Source organism: Rheinheimera aquimaris (assembly GCF_020531985.1).
In the GTDB taxonomy this organism is placed as follows: Bacteria; Pseudomonadota; Gammaproteobacteria; order Enterobacterales; family Alteromonadaceae; genus Alishewanella; species Alishewanella aquimaris.
Genome location: NZ_JAJAVQ010000002.1, coordinates 268,597 through 287,372, shown reverse-complemented (window position 1 = coordinate 287,372; position 18,776 = coordinate 268,597). Strand labels below are relative to the sequence as shown.

The following is an 18,776-nucleotide window of genomic DNA, read 5'->3' as shown; positions in this document are numbered from 1 at the left end:
TAGGTTTTTTCTTAGCGTATTTAGCACGTGTTGCTTAACACGGCTATACGCGCAGCGTTACCTCAGCAAAAACACTCTTAAGCAGAAATAAGGCTATCATTGCTGCTATGTACGATAGCGCACAGAGTTAACCTTTAAGTTAACTATACTTAACGGCCATTTCGAAACTAAAAGGTAATTAACATGCAAGGGCACTCTCAGCCATTGCAAAACAGCACAGCGATTGTCGCCAACCACACACCAACACAAAACCAGCTATTGAATGCGTTGTCTGCGGAAGTACAGCAGAGGTTATTTCCACACCTGGAGCGGGTAGAAATGCCATTGGGCAAGGTATTATATGAGTCCGGTGATGTGATGCGTTATGTGTATTTTCCTACCGATTGTATTGTGTCTTTGCTGTATGTGATGGAAAACGGCTCCTCGGCGGAAATATCTGTCGTCGGCTTCGACGGTTTAATAGGTGTCGCCTTATTTATGGGCGGCGAAAGCACCACCAGCCGTGCCATAGTGCAAAGTGCCGGTTTTGCCTATCGCCTGCTGGGCCAGCGCCTGAAGGATGAGTTTAACCGCCATGGTGAGCTACTGCACTTGATGCTGCGTTACTCACAGGCATTAATCACCCAGATGGCGCAAACCGCGGTCTGTAACCGCCATCACAGTATTGAACAACAGCTGTCCCGTTGGCTATTGCTGTCTCTGGATCGGTTAAAAGACAACCATCTGGTGATGACCCAGGAGTTGATTGCCAATATGCTCGGTGTGCGCCGGGAAGGCGTGACCGAAGCCGCTGGTCGCTTGCACAAGCAGGGCGTTATCGACTACAGCAGAGGCCATATACTGGTAACCAACCGCGCCAAGCTGGAACAGCTGAGTTGTGAGTGTTACGCAGTAGTAAAAGCAGAAACAGACCGCTTGTTACCCATCCAGGCCAGATCCTGACCTGTCAGTGTCTGACCGCACAGACGGCAACCGAAATCAAGCGCACTATTAGCGCTCAAGGCTGCACAGCACCCGTCTTGTGCCATAGCGGCGTTGCCAGTGCTGGGAGTTTTACTATGCCCACCATGCGAACACCACTCATTACTAACCACTTACTGCAATTGTTAGCCGACACAGATCGCCATACTCTGCTACAACACTGCGATGTGGTGCAGCTTAAATTCGCTGACATTCTGTGTGAACCGCAAATACCATACCGTTATCTGTACTTTCCTCTGAGTGGTTTTATTTCGCTGGTAACGAAACTGGCAGGTCATAAGCCACTGGAGATGGGCTTGATTGGCAGCGAGGGTATGTTGGGCGTCACACTGGCACTTGGTATTAGCGAGGCGCCTATGCAAGCCGTAGTGCAGGGCCAGGGGACAGCCTGGCGTATTGAGATAACTGACTTACAGCACGTGCTATCGCACACCCCCCACTTAAGACATATTTTGCAACAATACCTGTTTGTACAATTGTCGCAGCTGTCGCAAAGTGCGGCCTGCGCTCACTTTCACCAGTTAAGCCCACGTCTGGCCCGTTGGTTGTTAATGAGCCATGACCGTGCCCATTGCAACGATTTCTTCCTGACGCATCAGTTTCTGGCTGACATGCTGGGTGTACGGCGCAGTGGCGTAACGGTAGCTGCCGGCATAATGCAGCAGCAGCAACTTATCAGCTACAGCAGAGGCATAATTAGCATTCTGGACAGAAAGGCGCTAAAGCGCCTTGCTTGCGAGTGCTATCAGTCTGCACTCGATGATTACCATTCAGTGCTGGGCGAATTGGGTGGCGGTTCAGACAGGCTGTAAGCGCAACTCTCCCCTGGAGCGTTGTTTACTCATAGGTATTGGCAATAATAACTTCTACCCGACGATTTAGCTGGCGTCCATCTGCAGTGGTATTGGCAGCGAGCGGCACAGCTTCACCTTTGCCAGATGCGCTCAGCCGGCGGTCCTCGATCCCCTGCGCCAGTAAAAAAGCTTTTACTGTGTCTGCCCGGCGCTGTGATAACAGCATATTAGCTGCGTCAGAGCCGACATCATCGGTATGCCCTTCAATTTCGGCGGTACGCTCGGGGTAGGCATTTAAAAATAATGCAAGCTTGTCCAGATAGTTACTACTACCATTTTTCAGGCTCGCTTTTCCGCTATCAAACAGTACATCCCCCAGCGTGACAACCAACCCCCGCTCTGTAGGTCTGGCATTTAACTCAACAATTTGTCCTCTTAAGTCTGCTTCAGTTTGTGCGGCCAGTTCGGCCTGATGCCGTGCTGTAGCGGCGGCTGATAAAGCTGCATTCTCTGCCTGTCGTGCGTTGCTGGCGTCGGCTCTGGCACTATTGGCCTGCGCACGGGCCAACTCCGCATCACTGCGGGCATCAACGGCATCGGCGCGGGCATTGGCAGCCTCGCGGGTGCGGGCGTTCAGCCGGACATCATCGCGTTTTTGGCTTAATGCATCGCGCTGTAGCTCCAGTTGCCGGGTTTGTGCCTGGGTACTTGCCAGCGTCACTTTGCGCTCGGCCATCGTTACCCGGTGTGCAACCAGCATAGTGTTTCTTTCCGGTTGCTCTGCCAGCCTGACGGCTTGCTCAGCATCTTTAATTGCCAGCGGTGCTAACAGCGCCAACTGTTGATCTGCCTGCAGCTGTGTCAGTTGCTGGCGCACATTAGCTGCCGCAAGCGGGCTTTTTGGCGCACTGGCACAGCCTGTCAGTAAAAAGGCAGACAAGCTAAGACCCAGCAGTGTCTTGCCAAAGGGGATGATAATGTTCATGGTTTCACTCCTGCTTGATTACGCTGCGCTTCTTGTTGCAACACCTCAATGCTTTGTTGCATATCCTGGTTTATCGCCTGCGCTTTAATAAACTCAGCTCTGGCCATAGCCTGTTCGGCACTTAACTGGGCTTGCAGTGCAAGCTGGCGCGCCCGCAGCATATCTTTCGCGGCTACAGCACTGCGGGCCGCTGTTAGCTCATTGCGGGCAATATTGAGTTCGGTACTGGTATAGCGAATAACCTGTGCCCGCTCTGCATTTGCTATAGCCTGCTCTGCAGCCATCAATTCAGCTGAGGGAGCTTTAGGAGCAGACGCGCAGGCGGCCAACAGTACGGCAGTGCTGAGTAGCAGCGCGCGCCTGGCCGGATGGTATAAAGACGTTATTCGGGCGGAAAGAGTGGCTATGTTCATTTGCAGCTCCTGCTGGTGAAGGGCAGCAGCCAAGGTGCGCCCTAAGCATACTATGACGCAGCACACCGCTGTTATCGGTGCGCTGGCGCGCATAAGGCGATATGTTTGTTATGTCTGTTGCAGATGCTTTATAGCGTGTTAACCGCCGCAGCTTGCTTTACCCGATACATAGCGGCATCCGCATAGCTGATAAGCGCCTGGGCACAGTCACCATCGGCCGGAAACCGGGCGATACCAATGCTGGCAGAGAGCTGTGCTGTACCTTGCGGCAGCTGATAGGGCTGCGCCAGTAACTGACAGAGCTTGTTCGCGAACACATTGGCATCCCGTTGGTGCTTTGTATTATTCAGCAGCAATAAAAATTCATCGCCGCCATGGCGACTAACCGCATCACTGTCACGAATTGCCGTTTTTAACCGGCAACTGACTTGCTGCAACACGGCATCTCCGGCACTGTGGCCAAATTGATCGTTTACTGGTTTAAAGTTATCTAAATCAATAAATAACAGCGCAAAAGCGGTGTGCTGTCTTTTGGCCAGACTTATGGCCTGATGAATACGGTCTTGCATGATATTGCGGTTAAGCATTTGGGTCAGCGGATCACACTGACCATCGTGCACCGACTTCTTTAGCTGGGCGCTGGTGCTGACATTAACCGCTCCGGCATAAAACAATGCCAGCAGTAATAATTGATTGTCATGCAATACTTGTTGTTGCTGCTCGCGCCATATATTTTGCTGCAGCATAAGGTCGCAGCGCATTCTTACCAATTCGGCCTGCAAATCGTTGGTATGCAACTGCAATACTGTGTTGCGCAGTTGATATGGATCACAATCCTGAGGTTCGTTCATCATAAGCTCCTTTTTACAAAGGTTCGTACACGGACGTAGCTTAGGCCCTTCACCACATGCACTAATGTGCGTTGTCACACATTAGTATGGTTAGCTGCCTGCTTAGAAAATAAGCTGCTTTGACGAGACACTTTTTACACCGCGAATGTTCTGTGCCAGTTCAATGGCTAATGCCTGTTCTGCGCCACTGTCTACTTTGCCGGCCAGAGTCACTATGCCTTTACTGGTATTTACCGAAATGTCTGTACCTGCCACATTACTGGAATACAAAAACATAGATTTCACCTTAGCGGTGATCCAGCTGTCTGAGATAACGTTACTTTTGCTGGCTCCCTGCTCTCTATCGCCGTTCACAAACGCAATTTTGTCATTTATCTGCAGCCTGTTGTCTACCGAGCGCACACCATCGGTATTTTTCGCCAGCTTTTCTGCCTGCTGTTTTGCCTGCTGAGTTGCGACATTCCCATTTAGGGTGACTTTGCCGTTATGAGTAACTACTTTGGTATCCATACCTTCAGTATGTTTACTCCACAACAGCTTGGATTTTACCGCTGCGGTAATAGTGGCATCGTCTACCATATCTCCATACCCGCGTTTGCTACTGTCATAAGGCTTTTTATAATCTGCATCTACTTTTATCTGGTTGTCGACATCTTTGATCCCATCCACCCCTGCAGCAATAGCAGCGGCCAGGTCTTTATGCACATCTTCTTCCACATTACCTTTGAGTGTCACTTTGCCATCTTCGACAGTCACAGTGATATCATTGGTTCTAAGATAAGGACTCAGCGCATAGGTGGTCCATATTTGTGCTTCCTGCCGCGCATTAACAACAGAGCCGCTTTGGTCTTTCGCCGACATTTTGTCAATAGCCAGGGCCGGATTAGTGCCAAGTACCAGAGCGACAGCGGCAGCTAATAATAGTGTTTTAGGTAACCTGTTCATCTTCTCTTCCTTCACTTATACAAGGGTGTGCCAGGTTACATTTGTCCAGAAAACTATTAACCTGCTTTTCAGCTACATCCTGGCTAATGTCATAGCGCTGTTGCACCAGGCTACTAAGCTGCTTCGGATTACCGTCACTTTTCAGGATCTCGGCTTCACTCAGCTTACCCCACTGGCTTTTGGCCGCTTTGACCTGTTGAGGCCATTTACCTTTCATGCCGGCAGCTGGGGTGACTTTTATAGTTTTTGTAGTAGCTGGCGTCGCTTCCATTTTATCTGCCATCTCAGCTTTGTTGGCTTTGTCTGCTTTATCCATCCGGTTTGACTTTTCAATACGATTTTGTTCACTGAACTTGTTCATATAAACCTCGTTGTAACACCACCAATACAAAGCTGTACTGGCTGAAAATCTAATCTAACCTGATATTGCGCAACTGTCGGTGCGCCAACGCGCATAGCAAAAATTAATGACGATGTTATTCAGGCATTGGCGCTTTAAGATAAGTACCCGGCAACACCCTTTATTGAGCAGTCAAATCACATAAATTCATCTACAAACCATTAACCTTAAGCTATAGTACGGCGCAGTATTCGCACCAACAGGAGTAAGGTGTTGCAAACCAACCAGTTACTGATCCAGTTAATGCTTTATGTGTTTCTGCCTCTTTGGGGTATCGCCGGTTTTATTGACTGGTGCTGCCACCGCGCCACCCGCATTGAACATACCTCCGGCTTAAAAGAATCGCTGGTGCACTCGTTAATGGGTATTCAGATGGCGATACCTATTTTGCTGTGCCTGCTGTTTCAGGTAAATGTACTGATTATGCTGATCTGTATAGCCGCCTGGCTGGCGCATGAGGCCGTGGCGCATTACGACGTACACTATGCCGCACCGAAACGGCATATCAGTATCTGGGAAATGCATGCCCACAATTATCTGGCCACTTTGCCGCTTTATATGCTGCTGCTGATCATCGTGATTAATTATCCGGTGTTTATTAAGTTAATCAGCTTTGACTGGCAGGGCGAGTTTTACTTTGCCCGCATGCCATACGCCCACGGCGGTGACACTTACCTGCCGTATTACCTTGGCTTTATGGCGCTGGTATGTGTACTGCCTTACATGGAAGAAAACCTGCGCTGCCTGCTGGCAGCATTAAAACAGCGGCAGGTAAAAGTATGAGTGTTTATATTACCGCCAGCGGCCACTTCTTACCCGGACCGGCCATCAGTAATGACGAAATGGAACCGTTGCTGGGCTATGTACATGGCAAACCCAGCCGGCTGAAACGGCGTATTTTGCAGTCAAACGGTATTAAATTCCGCCACTACGCCATAGATGCCAACCACAACACGACCATTTCGAATGCCGCTATGGCAGCTAAAGCCGCTGAGCATTGCCTGAGTCAGAGTTTTATCGGCAAACGTCAGGTAAAAATGCTCAGCGCAGCCACCAGCCAGGGCGATATTGTGCTGCCTGGCTTTGGTTCTATGCTGCAGGCCGAGCTTGGGCTTAACGATATAGAGCTGCACAGCAGCCACGGTATTTGCTCCAGCAGTATGATGGCGCTAAAAGCCGCTTTTACTAACCTGAAAGCCGGTGAGCAGCAAAATGCGCTGGTAGTGGCAAGTGAACTGACTTCGCGCCTGTTTAAAGCCAGCCGCTATGAGGCGGCGGGCAGCACACCGGATTTTAACGCCGAGTTTCTGCGCTGGATGCTGTCAGACGGCGCCGGCGCCCTGCTGCTGGAAAACCAGCCACGGAATAAGTGCTTTCGCATTGATTGGATCCGCAGTTTTTCCCATGCCGATGCTTACCCGGTATGCATGAGCGTTGGTTACCCGACAGACAACAGTATCAACCGCAGCTGGCAGGATTACCCAACCTATGCCGCCGCCGAAGCTGATGGCGCCCTGCTGATACGGCAAGATGTCAGGTTGCTGGAGAATATTGTCAAGCTGGGGGTTGATGGTTATTTGCGCCTGATCGCCGAAGGCCGGGTGCAGGCGGATAAAATCGACCATGTGTTATGCCATTACTCGTCACATTATTTTCGTGGCAAAATTTTCGACATGATGCAGCGCGCCGGTGTCGGCGTAGCCGAACATAAGTGGTACAGCAACCTGTATAGCCGCGGCAACACCGGTTGCGCCTCCATTTTTATTATGCTGGACGAGTTTCGCCGCACTCAATCATACAGTGTTGGCGATACTATCTTATGTATGGTGCCCGAAAGCGGCCGTTTTAATAATGCTTATATGCAACTGACAGTGGTGGAAGCATGACCGAGCAGCTGTTAAGCCCGCAAGGGCAACAATGTTTACAAGCCCTGATGCGGGTGTGGTTTGAATTTGAACGGCAGCTTGGCCGGGTACCTTTGCTGCAACGGCTTGAACGCGGCCAGTTCAGCAAAGCCGATTATTGTCAGCTGCTGCTAAACTGGCGCCAGCAGGTTATTGAAGGCTCGCGCTGGATCAGCCGCTGTGCCTCAAGTTTTGACCGCGATTACAGCGATGTGCGCTCGGTAATCATCGGTCATGCCCGCGAAGAGCACCGCGACTACGAAATGCTGGAGCAGGATTATCTGGCTGCAGGTGGCAGCTTAAGCGATATTCAGGGTGCAGCGCGTAATGTTGGCACTGAGGCATTACATGGTTTTTTAATGTACCGTGCAAGCCAGCCTAACCCGGTCGATTTAATTGGCGCTATGTGGATAATCGAAGGCCTGGGGCAAAAAATGGCCAGCGGCTGGGCCGGCCAGATAGACAACTGCACCAGCGGCGACGGCAGCTATACCCGTTTTATGCGCTACCACGGCGCCAACGACGACGACCATATGCAAAAGCTGTATCAGCTGATTGACCGTTTATGCCAAAGCCCTCAGCAGCTAAGCGCTATAGTGCGTACCGCCCGTGTCACCGCGAGACTGTACTGCTTGCAGCTGGAGGAAACCGATAATGAGTATTAAGCCAAATCGCGGCCCCAGCGCCTATATAAAAGCTATCGCCAATGACAATTCGTTGCCAATTGAACAAGCTGCACTGGATTTATGGCAAAAAGACCTACAGAACCCGCTGCGCTGGAGTATCCGCCCGCTGCTGCAGTTTATTTTCGCCATTTTGCTGCATCTTACCTGGCTGTTTAAGCGCCTGCCGCTACCACAATTCAGTGCCCACACCACGCTGCAGCGGCTGATTTGCTGGTTTTGTACACATTTTGTCAGCAAAGAAGCGAACTTACTGATTTTACGTCACTACGCCACAGAATCGAATATCCTGAATTTTCTGGCGGCCAACGGCGGGGCAGACAGCGCAACACCGGTACAACTCTACCCCAAATGCATTGCCGATATGCAGCATGCCAGCTTTGTGCAGCACGATCAGGAGTTGTTTCGCCTGTTTGCTGAACTTGGCCGCCATCAAAAACCAGCCATGCCACTCAGTAATGCAGGCCTTAACTGGCAACACTGGCAACCGCTTGATATGGCGCAGTTTCAGCTGCAGGAAAAACGCACACAAAAGCTGGATTTTGAAACCTCGCATGCGTTGTTTATGTGCTTATTTTGTTTGCTGCTAACGCGTGAAGAATACCGCGATGCGATTAATGGCTTTAACCTCGATCAGTCTATTGCCATCCGTATTGGCCACTTAGTTGGCGATAACACTCTGACTGAAATGGCCTATAACAAATATCCGCATTATCTGGTCGGGCCCTGGAACCTGGGCCAGCGTTTTTTAATGCACGGTTTTTTTACCGAGCACTTGTATGCCTACCTGCAGCAGCGCTATAGCACAGAGAAAACTGACGTATGAAGCAGGTTGCACTGGTAACGATACACGGTATGGGCGAAACTGAACCCGACTACGCGGCAATGTTATTCCAGACGGTGCAACAGGGCTTGGTGCAGCCTGCGCAGCTGTATTGCGGCACAGTGTATTATCAGGATTTACTGCAATATAACGAACAGCGGGTGTGGCAAGCCACGGGGTTCAGGCTGCGCTGGAGTAAGCTGCGCCGCTTTATGTTATTCGGTTTTGCCGACGCTGCCGCCCTGGAACATCGCAAAGAACAGCCGCACAGCCTGTACCATTACAGCCAATTGAAAATAGCCCGCGCCTTGTATCTGGCCAAACAGCAACTGACCGCAGATGGCAAACTGGTATTACTGGCACACTCGCTGGGCTGTCATGTGTTGTCATGCTATTTATGGGATGCGCAACAAGCCAAAGCCGGCGTTAAACCTGCCGCCGGTATTTGGCGGGATATAAAACGTTATCAGGCGGGTATCAGCGGCGATACACCATTAACCGATGATGATATTTCTTTTTTACGTGGCGATCGGCTAACAGCCTTGATTACAACCGGCTGTAATATCCCGATTTTTGTTGCCGCCCACGCCATTGAACAAATTGTGCCCTTTACCAACCCCCGCCACGACTTTATCTGGCATAACTACTACGATAAAGACGATGTGTTAGGCTGGCCGTTGGCCGACTTGTCTGACAGCTATGCAGCACTGGTTACGGATATCGACGTAAATGCCGCAGGTGGCTTTTTCGGCTGGCTGGCCGCCAGCTGGAACCCGTTGTCGCATAACCAGTACTGGCGTGAACACACCGTTATTGCCGCACTGCAACTTCAACTGAACATCGCCCTGCAGACACCACCAGTTAAACCTTAACTTTGTAGCCGGTATGGAAAATCCAGCAGATCACACCGATACACAGTGCCATAAACAATAAAATCATCGCCAGGCTCAGGCCTACGTTAACATCGGCCACGCCATAAAAGCTCCAGCGAAAGCCGCTAATCAGGTATACCACAGGGTTAAACAGCGTTATTTGCTGCCACAGTGGCGGCAGCATGCTGATCGAGTAAAAACTGCCGCCTAAAAATGTCAGCGGTGTAATCACCATCAGCGGTACTATCTGCAGTTGCTCAAAGCTGTTTGCCAGCACACCGATAATAAAGCCGAATAAACTAAAACTAATGGCGGTTAACACCAGAAATGCCAGCATCCATAGTGGATGTTCAATACTGAAGTCGACGAAAAATCTTGCTGTCAGCAGAATAATTAATCCAAGCAAAATAGCTTTGCTGGCAGCTGCCCCGACATAACCAAGGATAATTTCGATGGCTGAAATCGGCGCCGACAAAATCTCATAGATAGTGCCGGAGAATTTTGGCATATAAATGCCAAAAGAAGCATTAGAGGTGCTCTCCGTCAGTACGGTCAACATGATAAGGCCGGGTACAATAAAGGCACCATAGCTGATACCGTCAATAGCGACCATTCTCGAACCAATCGCTGAGCCAAACACGATAAAGTACAACGATGTAGACAATACCGGCGAGGCAATGCTCTGCATCAGAGTACGCCAGGTACGCGCCAGCTCGAACAGGTAAATAGCTTTAATAGCGTAAAAGTTCATGCAGCATCTCCTATCAGGCCAATAAAGATATCTTCCAGTGAGCTTTCCTGCGTATTCAAATCGCTGAACTCTACACCTAAGCCATTGAGCTGACGCAATAAGGTAGTAATGGTGGCCTGCTCTTGCTGTGCGTCATAGGTGTAGATGAGTTGCCTGTTGTCGGCAGACAGTTGCAACTGGTACGCTGCCAGCGCAGGCGGAATTTCAGGTAGCGGTTCAACCAACTGCAGCAACAGTTGCTTTTTACCCAGCTTTTGCATCAGGCTGCTTTTGTCATCGACCAGCACCAGCTTACCGGCCCGGATGACGCCGATGCGATCAGCCATGTCCTCTGCTTCTTCAATGTAATGCGTGGTCAGAATAATAGTCACGCCACTGTCACGCAGCCGGCGGATCATTTGCCACATATCCCGGCGCAGTTCAACATCGACACCCGCAGTAGGCTCGTCCAGAAACAGGATCTGCGGCTGATGCGCCAATGCCTTGGCAATTAACACCCGCCGTTTCATGCCCCCAGACAACGCCATAATTTTGCTGTCTTTTTTATCCCACAGCGACAAGTCCTTTAGCAGTTGCTGTAAATAGGCCGGGTCGGCCGGTTTACCAAATAACCCACGGCTGAAACTAACTGTATCCCAGACCGTTTCAAAAATGCTGACCGACAACTCCTGCGGTACCAGCCCGATACGCTGCCGGGCCTGCCGGTATTGTTTAACAATATCCAGACCATCAACCAACACAGAGCCTGTGCCCGGATTTACAATACCGCAGATGATGCTGATTAACGTGGTTTTTCCGGCGCCGTTTGGCCCCAATAGCGCGAAAATTTCGCCGCGCCGGATCTCTAACTGCACATTCTGCAGCGCCTGAAAACCTGACGGATAGGTCTTACTTAATTGATTAACCTGAATAACAGACTGCACCTGACCTCCTGTGAGCTTAAATAAACTTTACCAGATTAGATTAGCCACTATCAAAAACCGTCAACAACGAAGTCGTAATGTTGAATACTCAGCTTGAATCTTAAATAGTATAAGACTTTCGGCGTGGTCTGACTGAAACTACCTGGTTTCACAAGTTTGCTACAAACAACAGTGTCACGCTTTATCTATATACCTTGGTATAGTGGTATCTTGTCGGAGTTTTGCAGATAGTAGCGGTTCCGTACAGGCCATTTAATATTTAAGATACTCTGCAAAGTAGAGGGTAAAAAAATCGAATGCTGGTCAATCATCGTTCCGCCAGTGCCTTGATGTACGTTATTGCTGTTGTTATCACCACGGTTATTTTTATCGCAGATACCCTTACATCCTTACAAATAGCGGTTGCGGTGCTTTATGTCATCGTCGTGCTGATGGCTGTTGAACTGCTTTCAAAACAGGGGGTGATAGCGGTCAGTGTATTGTGTATGGCACTGACCCTCACCGCGTTTTTTATGTCGCATGGCGCTGTACTGGAAAGTGCGGCTTTTGCCCGTTGCCTGGTCAGTTTGGCGGCTATCGCCATAACAACAGTACTGGCTCTGAAAAGCCAAACAGCAAAAGCCCAGTTACAACAACAAGTGTATTTATTGGCGCAAACTCACGATGCCATTTTAACCTGTAATATGCACGCCGTTATAACCAGTTGGAATCAGGGGGCCTGTAAGCTGTACGGCTGGAGCAGACAGCAAGCCGTAGGCCAGTCTCTGTATCAGTTAATTGCGACACCTGAGTGCGCTATGCAACAGTTGTTGGCAACCGGTCATTTTGAAGGCGAGCTTACCGAACAGCATCAGTCAGGGCGACAAGTAATAGTGGCCAGCCGTTGGTCTGTCGCACGGGATGCCAAAGGGAAGGCTCGCTCAATACTAATCAGCAACAATGATCTGACAGAAAGCCGTCAGTCCGACGACAAGTTACGGGTATTGCAGACAGCTCTGGAACAAGCAAACCGCCTCAGTACCTTAGGTCAGATGTCAGCGTCACTGGCACATGAAATTAATCAGCCACTGGCGTCTATCAGTATGAGTGCTGAAGCATCATTACGCTGGCTGAACCGGCCTGAACCGGACCAGGTTGAAATTAATTCCTGCATCAGTGCTATTGTCAAAGAAGCACACAGAGCCGCTGAAGTGGTAAAACGGATCCGCACACTGTCAAAGAAAGGCACTATCACTTTAACTCAACTGGATTTACGCGAGGTCATTTCCGAGTCGGTATTGTTGCTTGACAAAGAATTGCATCGACATCATATTCAAAGCCATCTGACGCTGCCTCAAGAACCAGCCTGGATTGCCGGAGATAAAATTCAGCTGCAGCAAATCCTGATTAATTTGCTGGTCAATGCCATACAGGCGATGGAGCACAGCGCTTTAACACAGCGACAATTAAGCATTAGCTTAACTGCGGTGCTAAAAAGCTGGCAGGTAACAGTAACCGACTCAGGCACTGGTATTACACCGGCCGACCATCCATTATTATTCGATGCATTTTACAGCACCAAAGCAGAGGGAATGGGCATGGGTTTATCCATTTGCCGCAGCATAGCAGAGGCACATCATGGTAGCTTGTGGGCAGAACAGCGGGCAGAACCCGGTGCAGCATTCTGCTTACAGTTGCCGCAACTAACAGAGATAGTGCTGTGATTAAGTCAATGCCTGGCGTTAAACAACCCATTGTCTATATATTGGATGATGACCCGGCCGTGCGGGACTCGCTAAGCAGCTTACTACGTTCTGTTGGTTTACAGGCGAGCGTGTTCGCCAGTGTTACGGAGTTTCAACAAACCAGCCTGGCCGCAGTACCCAGTTGTCTGATCCTCGATGTACGTCTGCAATTTGCCAATGGTCTGGACTTTCATCGTCAACTAGTGGCAGAAGGCATTGATCTGCCGGTCATTTTTATTACCGGCCATGGTGATATTCCGATGACGGTAAAAGCGATGAAGTCTGGTGCTGTAGATTTTCTCGCCAAACCTTTTCGTGAACAGGATTTACTCGACGCTATTGCGCTAGCATTACAAAAAGCCGAGCAACGTTTAGCGGCCAGTTCTGTCTCTGATGCATTACGTAACTGCTTCGCTTCGCTAACCAACAGAGAACAACAAGTCATGCGGATGGCCGTGTCCGGGCTGCTCAATAAGCAGATTGCCGATCAGCTGAATTTAAGCCTGATCACAGTAAAAATTCATCGTGGCAATATGATGAAAAAAATGCAGGCGCGAAATTTTGCTGAATTGGTTCGGATGGCTGAGCAGCTGAGCCTGAATAAAGCCTAATACCCCGGTATAATGTCCCTCTTTTGTTTAGTCAGTTACACTGCCCGTCAGTCAAAATATAAAACCCTGTATAGCTTAGTTACCGGGTTTGGAGCGTGCAGTGAAACCGCCTTTGATCTATGTGCTTGATGACGACGATTCAGTACGTATCGCTTTGGACAGTTATATTCGCTGCCTTGGCTTTAACGTTGAAACCTTTTCCAGCGGCCGGCAATTACTGGCCTCTGCGCATTTAGTTGAAGTCAGTTGTGTTATCTCAGACGTGCAGATGCCCGCGATGAATGGCTTTGACGTGCTGGCTGCGTTACAACAGATGCAGCCGCCTGTGCCGGTTATTCTGCTTACCGCATTTTTTGAAGATTGTTTGAAGCGCAAAGCGCTTGCGCTCGGTGCTACTGCCTTTCTCAGCAAACCTTTCAGTTCGGCTGAAATGCTCAAAGCACTGGAGGCAGTGCTGTAACGTCATGTCGACGGCCTTATTCCGGCCGTCATCTATACCAAGGTTTTAATTGCTAACACCATTTCCCTAGTTTTCCTTACCCCTGGTAGAAGTGTTTCGCCTCCCCTCTTACCCTAACATTAACTCAAAGTCACAAGGCTCACTATGCCGGCCCACCATTCACCATAAGCGATGACGGCACTGGTACCAGGAGTGTAATGTTATGAAGGAGTTTTCTATGCTACTAAGAAAAATAACTATCGGTAAAAGAGCTGCCAGTAGTTTTGCCTTACTCACCGCTGTAATGCTGTTTTTAGGCTGTTTCAGCTTGTCGCAGCTGGAAAAGCTGAATCAGGCTACCAAAGAGATTGACCAGCACTGGCTAGCTGGTATCACCACCTTGCTGGAGCTGAATAATAGAATTGGCACTGTAAGGCTGGAAGGACAACGCTTCAGAGCCAGCAGAGACACTAATGTAAGAGCAAAAAGCAAAGCTCTGATTAATCAGGCGACAGCAGACATTCTGCAACTTGAACAACAATATCACCAGCGACATCTGAGCGACGCTGAACAAGCAATGCTAACAGCGTTGGAACGCAGACTGACATTATACTTCGACGATTTAAACCAACTCATTAGCCTGGCTGAGCAACACAATCTGACGGATGCAGAGGCAGAGTCATTAAGCTTGCAGCTTAGTCAGGGCGGAGCCAGTATCAGCCAGCATCTACAACAACTGATCGCTTTTAACAAAGCAGGTTCTGCTCAGGCCGCTGCCGATAATGAGCAAAGCTATCAGCAATCGACGCAGCTGGTGCAGTTCACCTTGTTTCTGGCCATGTTGATGACAATAGTTCTGGCTATTATTTTAACCCGCAGTATTGTTTTACCTGTTCGCAAAGCACTATTTGCAGCAGAAACGATTGCCAGCGGCAATTTAAGCCAGAACATAGATTGCACTGGCAAAGACGAGCCGGCATTACTGCTACACGCGATGAATGTGATGCGAAAAAACCTGAAAGATGTGATTGAGAATATTCGGGATTCTGCAGTGCAACTGGCATCAGCGACCGAAGAAATGAATACCGTGATCTGGGCCAGTACCAATGATTTACAACAGCAAAGTAATGAAATTGAGCTGACAGCAACTGCTATGTCGCAAATGACCTCAGCAGTAAATGAAGTTGCTGGCAATGCCGTTTCGACATCAGAGTTATCGCAATTGTCTGACCGTGAAGCCAAAGATGGTAATCAGCGGGTAGCGCAATCTATCAGTCTGATTGCAGACTTAGTTACCAATGTCATGTCGGTTTCACACAAAGCCGAAAGTCTGGCCACTGATACTCAAAATATCAGCAAAGTATTGGAAGTGATTCGCACTATAGCTGATCAGACTAATCTGCTGGCGTTAAATGCCGCTATTGAAGCTGCCAGAGCGGGCGAAAGTGGCCGCGGTTTTGCTGTTGTCGCAGATGAAGTACGTTCCCTGGCGCAACGTACTCAGCAGTCAACACTGGAAATTGAAAACATGATTAACACTGTACAGCAGCAAACTGCTGATACAGTGCATTCATTGCAGTTCAGCGCACAGCAAGCCGAAACCACATTGCAACAGGCTAAAGCTGCCGATCAGGCGCTACAGCAAATTACCCGGGCAATATCGCAGATTAATGAACGTAATCTGACAATAGCCGGGGCAACGGAACAACAGGCGCTGGTAGCCAGAGAAGTAGACCTGAGCCTGCTGAAAATTCGCGATCTATCAACTCAAACGGCTGCCGGCGCCAGCCAGACATCACAAGCCAGCCAGGAGTTGTCCAAACTCGCGGTCAACCTAGCGGGGTTAGTTGACCGCTTTGCATTTTAACTTCAGAACCGGATCGGCAGACTTGCTTTGCAGCAAGCGTCTGCACCAGCTCAGCAGGACATTGCTATGAACAGTATTCACTTTCCCGTGACATTAGACGCCGGCCCACAGCTAAGGCAGTTGGCAGACCAGCAACCTGACATCCGCCCCCCCAGCAAAGCAGTGCTTTGGCCGGTATTATGCCTGAGTATTGCAGTGTTACTGGCGGGCTTTTTGCTAATCTCCTATATGCAGACCGAGCGTCAGGCCAAAACAGATTTACACAATTTAAATCTGACGCTGGAATCCCGGCTAAATGCCGGGTTGCTCCAGCCACTACAGATGCAGCTTAACAGCGTGGCACAAATGCTGGACCCGGCCTTACTGGATAAAAGTCAGCTGCAGCAGGAGCAACTGCGTCAGCAGTTACAAAATCTGGCGAGCCGATTTCCCGAATTACCGCCATTAATACTACTGAGTAAATATGGTTCGGCGCTGTTCAGCACTGCAGCAGGCAATCAGGCCCTATACTTTTCGCAAATTCCATTGCAGATCCAGCAACACAACCTCCCGGGCTTGCTGTTTGAGCAAACTGCAGATAATCAACTGGCTCTGGCAGTGCCTGTGATTAATCACCAGCGTGAGCTGACCGGCTGGATTGCCACATCGGTGCCACTGGACACCGTGCAGCAATTATTTGCTCAGGTAGAACTAGGTAAGGCTGGCGTGTTGACGCTGCGTCGTATAGACCCACCAACCACAGTGGTGCGTCAGCCACAATTACCCGGCACCCAAACACCAAGCTATGCCGCAGATTTGATCGATCAGCAGCTGGCTCAAGGCCACAATGAAGGCGCGCTTTTTATGCAGTCCAGGGTAGATGCGGTAAAGCGGCTATATAGCTACAAAAGAGTCGGTGCCTACCCTTTTATACTGGTAACAGGCTATGCCACTGCAGATTATTTGGCAGAATGGTACTTAAGCTCAGCCCTGGCGGTAATATTGTCGTTATTGATTTGTGCCTTAAGTGCGATATTCAGCCGCCGGCTACAAAAAACCAGACATAAGGAACAGCGCTCTGCCAGAGAATTAAAAGCCAAAGAAGAGTATATCCGTTTGCTGCTGCATTCCGTCGGACATCCGATTTTTGGTTTGAATTTTCAGGGGGTTTGCACTTTCAGCAACCAGAGTTGTGTACGGCTGTTTGGTTATACCGCAGATACAGATTTATCCTCCACCGCGCTGGATAAGCATTTTGTTGATCCACAAGGTAAACATACAGATTTGATAACCCGCTTGCTTAATCAAGTCCATCAGGGCGAAGAATTTTACTGCGATGATCACCGTTTTATTGACGCGCGCCAGCAGCAAATCCAAATAGAGATCAGGGCCTATCCGAATGTGAAAAATCAGCAACTAATAGGTGCTGTGGTGACATTACAGGATATTTCTGAACGGAAAGATCAAGAACAACGCATCAGTTACATGGCGTATCACGATGCGCTAACCGGTCTGCCAAACCGCTGGTTTCTAAAAGACAGGTTTGAACAGCTAATGGCAGACACTGAAAGAAAAAACGGCCATATCGCGTTGTTATACCTGGATTTGGACAATTTCAAAAACATTAACGATTCGCTGGGGCATTACGCCGGTGATGCTGTGCTACATGCTGTAGCCAAACGCTTACTAAGCTTTAAAAAGCGTATTGACACTGTTGCGCGACTAGGTGGCGACGAATATTTGCTATTGGTACCGATGGCACAGCAACATGAGCAATTAACACAGCTGTTACAGGACATCATCACCGAAATTCAGCAACCGCTGCAACTGGAAGCACAGCAGGTTGCGGTGACACCGTCAATAGGCGTGGCGGTTCACGTACTGCACGGTACTGACTTTGAGTCGTTACTTAAAGCAGCTGATATGGCGCTATATAAAGCGAAAGAAGATGGCCGCAATACCTACCGGTTTTATCACAATACTATGGGGGAGCAGGGCTTACGTCGTCTGACACTGCAAACAGAGCTACGCCAGGCGTTGGTTAAACAACAACTTTTTATTCAGTATCAACCCCAGTTGGATTTGCGTACCGGTCGTGTAGTAGGTGCCGAAGCCTTATTACGCTGGCGGCATCCGACAGAGGGGCTAATCTCTCCGGCGGAATTCATTCCGGCAGCCGAAGCCAACGGCATGATTATTCCCATCAGCAACTGGTTATTACGGACCGTATGTCAGCAAGCTATGGCATGGCGTAAACAGGGGATGGCACCGCTGGTGGTGGCGGTAAATTGTTCTGCACTGCAATTTCGCCAGGGCGATTTAGTGGCAGAAGTGACACAGGCGCTGGCCGACTCTGGTTTGCCCGCTCACTTGTTGGAGCTGGAGCTGACAGAGTCGATGTTATTGCAGGACTCAGAACGGGTAATGCAAATTATCAGCCGGTTAAAAGCGTTGGGCGTTAAATTATCCATCGACGATTTCGGCACCGGCTATTCCAATATGGCGTATCTGAAACGTTTTGCCGTTGACAAGCTGAAAATTGATCAGTCTTTTGTAAAAGGCATAGCCCGTAACGCTGACGACGAAGCCATAGTGCAATCTATTATCACGCTGGCGCACAGCTTTAATCTCAAAGCCATTGCAGAAGGCGTCGAAGACTACGCCACTGCAGATATTCTGCTGGCACGAAGCTGCGACGAAGTACAGGGTTACTGTTATGCCAAGGCTCTGGATCCTGATGCCTTTCTTGACTTTTCCCTTTCAAATCAGAAGACAACCTCACAGGTTGTGCAGTTGAAATCCGGACAAAGCTGAATAGCCTGCATAGAGGA

Annotated in this window: 19 protein-coding genes; 12 read left to right on the top strand and 7 right to left on the bottom strand. The window is 49.5% G+C overall.

The genetic code is table 11. The features are described 5' to 3' along the window. The first annotated feature begins 183 nt into the window (after positions 1–183). Positions 184–942: a Crp/Fnr family transcriptional regulator gene (locus tag LHL18_RS06260; RefSeq protein WP_226766240.1), complete on the top strand. Its 759-nt coding sequence runs from the start codon at positions 184–186 to the stop codon at positions 940–942. Positions 943–1,058: 116 nt separating this feature from the next. Beyond that, positions 1,059–1,793: a Crp/Fnr family transcriptional regulator gene (locus LHL18_RS06255; RefSeq protein ID WP_226766239.1), complete on the top strand. Its 735-nt coding sequence runs from the start codon at positions 1,059–1,061 to the stop codon at positions 1,791–1,793. Positions 1,794–1,818: 25 nt separating this feature from the next. Here LHL18_RS06255 and LHL18_RS06250 read toward each other — a convergent pair whose 3' ends face one another. The 5 genes from LHL18_RS06250 to LHL18_RS06230 all read right to left on the bottom strand — a co-directional run bounded on the left by LHL18_RS06250 (position 1,819) and on the right by LHL18_RS06230 (position 5,330). Continuing rightward, positions 1,819–2,760, bottom strand: a complete 942-nt coding sequence (locus LHL18_RS06250) for an OmpA family protein (protein ID WP_226766238.1) — start codon at positions 2,758–2,760, stop codon at positions 1,819–1,821. After that, on the bottom strand, positions 2,757–3,173 hold the full coding sequence (locus tag LHL18_RS06245) for a DUF4398 domain-containing protein (RefSeq protein WP_226766237.1): 417 nt from the start codon (positions 3,171–3,173) through the stop codon (positions 2,757–2,759). Before LHL18_RS06245 ends, LHL18_RS06250 begins: the two co-directional genes overlap by 4 nt. 128 nt (positions 3,174–3,301) lie before the next feature. Then, positions 3,302–4,027 (bottom strand): GGDEF domain-containing protein, encoded by a 726-nt coding sequence (locus LHL18_RS06240; RefSeq protein ID WP_226766236.1) that lies wholly within the window; start codon positions 4,025–4,027, stop codon positions 3,302–3,304. 99 nt (positions 4,028–4,126) lie between these two features. Further along, on the bottom strand, positions 4,127–4,969 hold the full coding sequence (locus tag LHL18_RS06235; RefSeq protein ID WP_226766235.1) for a BON domain-containing protein: 843 nt from the start codon (positions 4,967–4,969) through the stop codon (positions 4,127–4,129). Next, the gene (locus LHL18_RS06230; protein WP_226766234.1) at positions 4,953–5,330 is read right to left on the bottom strand and encodes a CsbD family protein; all 378 of its coding nucleotides are present in this window, start codon (positions 5,328–5,330) and stop codon (positions 4,953–4,955) included. The genes LHL18_RS06235 and LHL18_RS06230 overlap by 17 nt, the downstream gene beginning before the upstream one ends. A gap of 249 nt (positions 5,331–5,579) precedes the next feature. Here LHL18_RS06230 and LHL18_RS06225 point away from each other — a divergent pair, with 249 nt between their 5' ends. Genes LHL18_RS06225 through LHL18_RS06205 form a run of 5 tightly spaced genes read left to right on the top strand, consistent with a single transcriptional unit; the run spans position 5,580 to position 9,651 of the window. Then, positions 5,580–6,152, top strand: a complete 573-nt coding sequence (locus LHL18_RS06225) for a diguanylate cyclase (protein WP_226766233.1) — start codon at positions 5,580–5,582, stop codon at positions 6,150–6,152. After that, positions 6,149–7,255: a beta-ketoacyl-ACP synthase III gene (locus LHL18_RS06220; protein WP_226766232.1), complete on the top strand. Its 1,107-nt coding sequence runs from the start codon at positions 6,149–6,151 to the stop codon at positions 7,253–7,255. The genes LHL18_RS06225 and LHL18_RS06220 overlap by 4 nt, the downstream gene beginning before the upstream one ends. Next, on the top strand, positions 7,252–7,938 hold the full coding sequence (locus LHL18_RS06215) for an iron-containing redox enzyme family protein (protein WP_226766231.1): 687 nt from the start codon (positions 7,252–7,254) through the stop codon (positions 7,936–7,938). Before LHL18_RS06220 ends, LHL18_RS06215 begins: the two co-directional genes overlap by 4 nt. Further along, entirely contained in the window at positions 7,928–8,782 is an 855-nt protein-coding gene (locus LHL18_RS06210) for a DUF6999 family protein (RefSeq protein ID WP_226766230.1), read from the top strand. Before LHL18_RS06215 ends, LHL18_RS06210 begins: the two co-directional genes overlap by 11 nt. Next, positions 8,779–9,651, top strand: coding sequence for a hypothetical protein (locus LHL18_RS06205; protein WP_226766229.1), 873 nt, complete (start codon positions 8,779–8,781; stop codon positions 9,649–9,651). The genes LHL18_RS06210 and LHL18_RS06205 overlap by 4 nt, the downstream gene beginning before the upstream one ends. Here the strand turns inward: LHL18_RS06205 and LHL18_RS06200 are convergent. Both LHL18_RS06200 and LHL18_RS06195 read right to left on the bottom strand, forming a co-directional pair. Continuing rightward, positions 9,641–10,402 carry an ABC transporter permease gene (locus LHL18_RS06200; RefSeq protein WP_226766228.1) on the bottom strand — a complete coding sequence of 254 codons (762 nt, stop codon included), beginning with the start codon at positions 10,400–10,402 and terminating at the stop codon, positions 9,641–9,643. The two genes, LHL18_RS06205 and LHL18_RS06200, sit on opposite strands and share 11 nt — an antisense overlap. Continuing rightward, complete coding sequence (locus LHL18_RS06195) at positions 10,399–11,325, bottom strand: ABC transporter ATP-binding protein (protein ID WP_226766227.1); 927 nt, start codon at positions 11,323–11,325, stop codon at positions 10,399–10,401. The genes LHL18_RS06200 and LHL18_RS06195 overlap by 4 nt, the downstream gene beginning before the upstream one ends. A gap of 296 nt (positions 11,326–11,621) precedes the next feature. On the opposite strand from LHL18_RS06195, the gene LHL18_RS06190 reads away from it, so the two are divergent. From LHL18_RS06190 to LHL18_RS06170, 5 genes are all read left to right on the top strand, one after another. Beyond that, positions 11,622–13,028 (top strand): PAS domain-containing sensor histidine kinase, encoded by a 1,407-nt coding sequence (locus LHL18_RS06190; protein WP_226766226.1) that lies wholly within the window; start codon positions 11,622–11,624, stop codon positions 13,026–13,028. Next, a complete protein-coding gene (locus LHL18_RS06185; protein ID WP_226766225.1) occupies positions 13,025–13,660 on the top strand; it encodes a response regulator transcription factor in 636 nt (211 codons plus the stop codon). Before LHL18_RS06190 ends, LHL18_RS06185 begins: the two co-directional genes overlap by 4 nt. 100 nt (positions 13,661–13,760) lie before the next feature. Continuing rightward, complete coding sequence (locus tag LHL18_RS06180) at positions 13,761–14,120, top strand: response regulator transcription factor (protein ID WP_226766224.1); 360 nt, start codon at positions 13,761–13,763, stop codon at positions 14,118–14,120. A 217-nt stretch (positions 14,121–14,337) separates the two neighbouring features. Then, positions 14,338–15,966: a methyl-accepting chemotaxis protein gene (locus LHL18_RS06175; protein WP_226766223.1), complete on the top strand. Its 1,629-nt coding sequence runs from the start codon at positions 14,338–14,340 to the stop codon at positions 15,964–15,966. Between the two features lie 66 nt (positions 15,967–16,032). Then, on the top strand, positions 16,033–18,759 hold the full coding sequence (locus LHL18_RS06170; protein WP_226766222.1) for a bifunctional diguanylate cyclase/phosphodiesterase: 2,727 nt from the start codon (positions 16,033–16,035) through the stop codon (positions 18,757–18,759). Positions 18,760–18,776: the final 17 nt, after the last annotated feature.

What these genes read in the sequence shown, in the direction of transcription:
- LHL18_RS06260 (WP_226766240.1), top strand. Translation starts at nt 184, where the DNA reads ATGCAAGGGCACTCTCAGCCATTGCAAAACAGCACAGCGATTGTCGCC.
- LHL18_RS06255 (WP_226766239.1), top strand. Translation starts at nt 1,059, where the DNA reads ATGCCCACCATGCGAACACCACTCATTACTAACCACTTACTGCAATTG.
- LHL18_RS06250 (WP_226766238.1), bottom strand. Translation starts at nt 2,760, where the DNA reads ATGAACATTATCATCCCCTTTGGCAAGACACTGCTGGGTCTTAGCTTG.
- LHL18_RS06245 (WP_226766237.1), bottom strand. Translation starts at nt 3,173, where the DNA reads ATGAACATAGCCACTCTTTCCGCCCGAATAACGTCTTTATACCATCCG.
- LHL18_RS06240 (WP_226766236.1), bottom strand. Translation starts at nt 4,027, where the DNA reads ATGATGAACGAACCTCAGGATTGTGATCCATATCAACTGCGCAACACA.
- LHL18_RS06235 (WP_226766235.1), bottom strand. Translation starts at nt 4,969, where the DNA reads ATGAACAGGTTACCTAAAACACTATTATTAGCTGCCGCTGTCGCTCTG.
- LHL18_RS06230 (WP_226766234.1), bottom strand. Translation starts at nt 5,330, where the DNA reads ATGAACAAGTTCAGTGAACAAAATCGTATTGAAAAGTCAAACCGGATG.
- LHL18_RS06220 (WP_226766232.1), top strand. Translation starts at nt 6,149, where the DNA reads ATGAGTGTTTATATTACCGCCAGCGGCCACTTCTTACCCGGACCGGCC.
- LHL18_RS06215 (WP_226766231.1), top strand. Translation starts at nt 7,252, where the DNA reads ATGACCGAGCAGCTGTTAAGCCCGCAAGGGCAACAATGTTTACAAGCC.
- LHL18_RS06210 (WP_226766230.1), top strand. Translation starts at nt 7,928, where the DNA reads ATGAGTATTAAGCCAAATCGCGGCCCCAGCGCCTATATAAAAGCTATC.
- LHL18_RS06205 (WP_226766229.1), top strand. Translation starts at nt 8,779, where the DNA reads ATGAAGCAGGTTGCACTGGTAACGATACACGGTATGGGCGAAACTGAA.
- LHL18_RS06200 (WP_226766228.1), bottom strand. Translation starts at nt 10,402, where the DNA reads ATGAACTTTTACGCTATTAAAGCTATTTACCTGTTCGAGCTGGCGCGT.
- LHL18_RS06190 (WP_226766226.1), top strand. Translation starts at nt 11,622, where the DNA reads ATGCTGGTCAATCATCGTTCCGCCAGTGCCTTGATGTACGTTATTGCT.
- LHL18_RS06175 (WP_226766223.1), top strand. Translation starts at nt 14,338, where the DNA reads ATGCTACTAAGAAAAATAACTATCGGTAAAAGAGCTGCCAGTAGTTTT.
- LHL18_RS06170 (WP_226766222.1), top strand. Translation starts at nt 16,033, where the DNA reads ATGAACAGTATTCACTTTCCCGTGACATTAGACGCCGGCCCACAGCTA.